Here is a 5,537-nt window from a genome sequence, read left to right as displayed (position 1 = left end):
GTGTTGCGCGCCGGAGGCGGTGGCCGAGGCCGCGGCGGGCGCACAGCGGCTGGCGGTGCTGCGCACCGACATGGCGGCCGCGCTGGAATCGGTGGGCGCCGAGGTGGTCGACGGGCGGGCGCCGTTCGTGTTGTTCTCCACACCCGAAACGGAGTCGCTGCGAAAGCGCTTGATGGACAAGCGGATAGCGGTACGCCGATGTGACACCTTCGTCGGCCTGGACGCACGGTATCTGCGGGCGGCGGTGCGCCCGGAGTGGCCGGTGCTGGTGGAGGCGATCGCCGAGCTCGCGGTGAGCGGAGTGCCGCGATGAGTGTCAAGCTGCGTGACGTCATCGAGGTGCTCGACGAGGCCTACCCACCGCAGCTCGCCCAGCCGTGGGATTCGGTCGGGCTGGTGTGTGGCGACCCCGACGACGCCGTGAATTCAGTGACCATCGCGGTGGACGCGACGGCGGCGGTAGTCGACGAGGTACCCGACGGTGGTCTGCTGCTGGCGCATCATCCGCTGCTGTTGCGCGGCGTGGACACCGTCGCCGCCAGCACACCCAAAGGTGCGCTGGTGCATCGGCTGATCCGGTCGGGGCGTTCGCTGTTCACCGCGCACACCAACGCCGACTCGGCATCGCCGGGAGTGTCCGACGCGTTGGCCCAGGCGCTCGGGTTGACCGTGGAGGAAGTGCTCGAGCCGCAGGCTGTCACCGCCGACCAGGACAAGTGGGTCATCTACGTGCCACCCGAAAATGCAGAAGCGGTCCGCGCGGCCGTCTTCGCCGCCGGAGCCGGCCACATCGGCGACTATTCGTGCTGCAGCTGGAGCGTCACCGGCACCGGGCAGTTCCTGCCGCAGGAGGGGGCGTCGCCGACCATCGGCAGCGTCGGCGCTGTCGAGCGGGTGGCCGAGGACCGCGTCGAAGTCATCGCACCGGCACTACTGCGGCGCGACGTGCTGTCGGCGATGCGGTCCGCTCACCCCTACGAGGAGCCCGCGTACGACATCTTTGCGCTGGCGCCGCCGCCCAGCGACGCCGGGCTGGGCCGCATCGGTGTGTTGCCGCGGCCAGAACCGTTGCGCGCGTTCGTATCTCGGGTCGAAAACGCATTGCCCCAGACGTCGTGGGGCGTGCGCGCCGCCGGCGACCCCGATCTGCCGGTGAGCCGGGTCGCGGTGTGCGGCGGGGCCGGGGACTCCTTGCTCGGCGCGGCGGCGGCCGCCGGTGTGCAGGCATACGTCACCGCTGACCTACGTCACCATCCCGCCGACGAGCATCGCCGGGCATCGGATGTGGCGTTGGTTGACGTCGCGCACTGGGCCAGCGAATTCCCATGGTGCAACCAGGTCGCCGACCTCTTGCGATCCCGCTTCGCCGAATCGCTGCCGGTGCGAGTGTGCGCCATCCGCACCGATCCGTGGAACTTAGGGGAAATGGAGTGACAGACAGTGGGAGAGGCCAGCAATGAAAGCCGCAGTGGCACAACAACGCTCATTACTCGAGTTGTCTGATTTGGATGCTGAGGTGTCGCGAATCGCACACCGGTCCAGCCACCTTCCGGAAAGGCAAGAATACGAGCGGGTGCAGGCGCAGCACAGTGCAGCCAACGACCGGCTGGCTACCGTGCGAATTGCGTTGGAGGACTTCGATGCGCAGGTGTCGCGATATGAGGCCGAGATCGACGCGGTGCGCCGGCGCGAGGACCGGGATCGCTCGCTGCTGCAGTCCGGCGCGACGGATGCTAAGCAGTTGAGTGAGCTGCAGCACGAGCTGGAGACCCTGCAACGCCGGCAAGCCAGCCTGGAAGATTCGCTGTTGGAGGTGATGGAGCGCCGCGAGGAACTGCAGGCCCAGCAGGCCGCGGAGTTGGCGGCGATCGATGTGCTGCAGGCCGAGTTGGCGCGCGCCCAGCAGGCCCTCGACACCGCGCTCGCCGAAATCGAGCAGCTCCGGCACCAGCACGCGTCGCGCCGCGACGAGCTGATCGCGGGACTGGATCCGGAGCTGATCGCGCTCTACGAACGGCAGCGCGCGGCTCGCGGCGCGGGCGCCGGGGCGTTGCAGGGTCGTCGATGCGGTGCCTGCCGGATCGAAATCGACCGCGGTGAACTGGCCCGAATATCGGCGGCCGCCGAAGACGACGTGCTGCGCTGCCCGGAATGCGGCGCAATCTTGTTGCGGATCAAGGACTTCAACCAGTGAAAGTCATCGTCGAAGCCGACGGCGGGTCGCGGGGGAACCCGGGGCCGGCTGGCTATGGGTCGGTGGTCTGGAACGCCGACCGCTCGACCGTGCTAGCGGAAAGCAAGCAGGCCATCGGCCGGGCCACCAACAACGTCGCCGAATACCGCGCTCTGATTGCGGGTTTGGACGAGGCGGCGAAGCTGGGCGCTACCGAGGTCACGGTGATGATGGATTCCAAGCTCGTGGTCGAGCAGATGTCGGGGCGCTGGCAGGTCAAGCACCCCGACCTCGCCGAACTGCACAAGCGGGCCCGGGCACTGGCCTCGAGGTTCGAGCGGATCAGCTACACCTGGGTGCCGCGCGAGCAAAACGCGCACGCCGACCAGTTGGCCAACGAGGCAATGGACGCCGCGGCCCAGGCGCAACAGGCGCCGCCGGCGGCCGAGGCAGCCAAGACCGCAGTTAGCGAAACCCCAACTGCGCCAGGCTGGACCGGTGCCCGCGGCGCGCCCACCCGATTGCTGCTGTTGCGCCACGGACAGACAGAATTCTCCGTGCACCGCCGCTACTCGGGACGCGGCGACCCGAGGTTGACGGATCTCGGCTGGCGGCAGGCCGATTCAGCGGCGCGCTACCTCGCGCAGCGGGGCGGGATCAGCGCCGTGGTGAGCTCACCGCTGCAGCGCTGTTATGACACAGCGACGACGGCGGCCAAAGCGCTGGGCCTGGACGTGACCGTCGACGACGACCTCGTCGAGACGGACTTCGGCGGCTGGGAGGGGCTGACGTTCGGTGAGGCCGCCGAACGCGACCCGGAATTGCATCGGCGCTGGCTGCGCGACACCAGCACCACACCGCCCGATGGGGAAAGCTTCGATCATGTGCACCAGCGCGTGCTGCGGGCGCGCGACCGCATCATCACCGAGCATGGCGGCACGACGGTGCTTGTGGTGTCGCACGTGACGCCGATCAAGATGCTGCTGCGCATCGCGCTGGACGCCGGGCCGGGCATCCTGTACCGGTTGCACCTGGACCTCGCGTCGTTGAGCATCGCGGAGTTCTATCCCGACGGGATGGCGTCAGTGCGGCTGGTGAACCAGACCGATTACCTGTAGGCCTCAGACCCGGATGACGGTGTGTCGCCGGCGAGGACAGCAAGCTGGTCCCGCAGACCCGGATCGGCCTGCGCACGCGCCAATCGCCCCAAGAACTCGCTCTTGGTCAACCAGCGGCGACGTTGCGGAGCAACCGCGGTGAGATGTGCGACCGGACGCCCCTTGACCGTGATGGTGATGTGCTCGCCGGCTTGCACACGGCGAAGCACGCCCGCCGTATCGTTTCGCAGGTCCCGCGAGGCCACCTCTGACATGCTACGAGCGTAGCATCTCCGTAGCAGCTTACGGGCTCAACGGCCAGGTGTGAACTCGACGGGCAGCGCTATCGGCGAGCGGAACGCGACCCCGACGATGCGCGGCTTCGACGCCGTGGGGTCCGGCCTGAGATCCGGCAGCCGGTCAAGCAGCGCCGTGATCGCCACGGTCGCCTCCATCCGGGCCAGATGCATGCCGAGGCATAGGTGCGGGCCGCCGCCGAAAGTCAAGTGCGCGATGTTCTTTCGGGTGAGATCGAAGCGGTCAGGGTCGGGGTAGCGCGTCGGATCCCGGTTGGCAGACGCGACGCTGACGTTGACGTTCGTGCCCGCCGGGATCGTGATCCCGCCGAGTTCGCAGTCGCGGGCGGCTACCCGCATCACCGAGGTGATCGGCGGTTCCCAACGCAGCGCTTCCTCGAGCGCACTACGCACCAGGCCGTGGTCCGAGCGCACCGCCTCCAGCAGGGCCGGCTCGGTGAGCAAGGCGACCAACAGGTTTCCCGACGCTCGGTAGGTCGTCTCGACTCCGGCCGGCAAGATCAACAGCAGAAACGCGAAGATCTCGTCATCGCAGAGCCGCTCACCGTCGATCTCGGATTCAGCGAGCGTGCTGATCAGATCGTCCTGCGGGACGCGGCGCCGCTGAGCAAGGATGCCGCCGAGGTATTCCTTCAACGCTGCCGATGCGGCGATTCCGCGTTCCCAGTCGTACACGACGTTGAGCAACTCGATCGACAGCCGCTGGAAGCGCGGGTAGTCCGCGCGGGGCAGCCCCATGATCCGTGCGATGACCTGTACGGGGAATGCGAAGGTGAACTCGCGAACCAGTTCGGCTCGCCCGCGTGGCGCGAACCGGTCGATGAGCTCGTCGACCACCACCTGCACCAGTTCGCTGCGCCACCGCTCGAGCAGCGTCGTCCGAAACGACGGCGATACCAGGGCCCGACCGGCGCGGTGCTCGGCGCCCTGCAGTTCCAGCAGGGTGCGGCCCATGACCGGGCCCATGATGTGCTCGTAGATGGAGGAGGAAAACGTGTCCGGGTGGGTGAGCACCGTCTGGCATTCGTCGTAGCCGAGCACGGTCACGCCTGACACGCCCAGGGTCTGGCTGGCGGTCTCGCTGAACGGATTGCCAACCATTACCCGGTGTTTCGTTCGGGCCTCGCGCAGCCGCTCGTGGACGTTCTCGATTTGCATGAGCAGCCCGCCCTGCAACTCGGCCGGGTCGAACTCGTCCACCTGGCTCACGTCGGACTCCTAGCGGCTCCGGCCGGGACGGTCTCGGTGTCGCGTCCGGAGCTCAGCACGGTGCCGGGCATGGCGCCGGTGGCAGCGCCGTCGTGACAGACTTCGACACCGCCGACCCACACCGAGACGATTCCGCGGGCGTCGGCGACCAGCCGGGGCGCTCCGGCGGGAAGGTCGTAGCGGGTGCGCTCGGGCCCGTGGTCGACGGTCGCCGGGTCGAACAGCACCAGGTCGGCGTGCCAGCCGGGGCTGATCCGGCCGCGGTCGCGCAGTCCGTAGAGGCGGGCCGGCACGTCGGTGATCAGCCGCACGGCCTCCTCGAGCGTGACGACCTGGTGTTCGCGGACTCCTTGCCCGAGTAGCGATGTCGTGTAGATGGCGCCGCACATCATGTCCAGGTGGGCACCGGCGTCCGAACCGCCGATGACGGCATCCGGGTGGCGCCACACCTCGGCCCGTGCCCGCCAGTCGGCGGCGTCGTCGCCGGTTGGCGGCGGCATGAGTCCGGTGCGCAGTTCGTCGGCGACCACGATGTCACACAGCGTGTCGAAGGGTTCACCACCGCGGGCGGCGGCAACCTCGCCTACGGAACGCCCAATGGCGTCGGCGTTTTCGGGCGCGAACGTTTCGACGATCACCAGCCGATGCCACTGCGACAGCCCACGTAGGATGCCGGCCGCCTCCGACTGGGCGCCCTCGTTGAGACGGCGGCGCACCTGCGGATCGGCGAGCGCCTTGAGC

The 5,537-nt window shown here is 68.5% G+C and carries 6 protein-coding genes and 1 pseudogene; 4 read left to right on the top strand and 3 right to left on the bottom strand.

Going from position 1 to position 5,537, the window contains the following annotated elements; genetic code table 11:
* The 4 genes and pseudogenes from ACFE99_RS20690 to ACFE99_RS20675 form a co-directional block, all read left to right on the top strand.
* Positions 1–313: pseudogene (locus tag ACFE99_RS20690) on the top strand (hypothetical protein); the annotation flags it as partial.
* Positions 310–1,434, top strand: coding sequence for a Nif3-like dinuclear metal center hexameric protein (locus ACFE99_RS20685; RefSeq protein WP_375488282.1), 1,125 nt, complete (start codon positions 310–312; stop codon positions 1,432–1,434). The pseudogene ACFE99_RS20690 and the gene ACFE99_RS20685, both read left to right, overlap by 4 nt.
* Positions 1,435–1,456: 22 nt before the next feature.
* Positions 1,457–2,194: a zinc ribbon domain-containing protein gene (locus ACFE99_RS20680; protein ID WP_375488281.1), complete on the top strand. Its 738-nt coding sequence runs from the start codon at positions 1,457–1,459 to the stop codon at positions 2,192–2,194.
* Entirely contained in the window at positions 2,191–3,291 is a 1,101-nt protein-coding gene (locus tag ACFE99_RS20675; RefSeq protein WP_375488280.1) for a bifunctional RNase H/acid phosphatase, read from the top strand. Before ACFE99_RS20680 ends, ACFE99_RS20675 begins: the two co-directional genes overlap by 4 nt.
* Here the strand turns inward: ACFE99_RS20675 and ACFE99_RS20670 are convergent.
* Genes ACFE99_RS20670 through ACFE99_RS20660 form a run of 3 tightly spaced genes read right to left on the bottom strand, consistent with a single transcriptional unit; the run spans position 3,282 to position 5,434 of the window.
* A complete protein-coding gene (locus ACFE99_RS20670; RefSeq protein ID WP_375488279.1) occupies positions 3,282–3,545 on the bottom strand; it encodes a type II toxin-antitoxin system Phd/YefM family antitoxin in 264 nt (87 codons plus the stop codon). The two genes, ACFE99_RS20675 and ACFE99_RS20670, sit on opposite strands and share 10 nt — an antisense overlap.
* Before the next feature lie 36 nt (positions 3,546–3,581).
* Positions 3,582–4,796: a cytochrome P450 gene (locus ACFE99_RS20665; protein ID WP_375488278.1), complete on the bottom strand. Its 1,215-nt coding sequence runs from the start codon at positions 4,794–4,796 to the stop codon at positions 3,582–3,584.
* Positions 4,793–5,434 (bottom strand): amidohydrolase family protein, encoded by a 642-nt coding sequence (locus ACFE99_RS20660; protein WP_375488277.1) that lies wholly within the window; start codon positions 5,432–5,434, stop codon positions 4,793–4,795. The genes ACFE99_RS20665 and ACFE99_RS20660 overlap by 4 nt, the downstream gene beginning before the upstream one ends.
* Between the last annotated feature and the right edge of the window lie 103 nt (positions 5,435–5,537).

The sequence above is a fragment of the uncultured Mycobacterium sp. genome, assembly GCF_964249325.1.
Classification (GTDB): Bacteria; Actinomycetota; Actinomycetes; order Mycobacteriales; family Mycobacteriaceae; genus Mycobacterium.
This window is presented reverse-complemented; position numbering and strand designations above follow the sequence as displayed.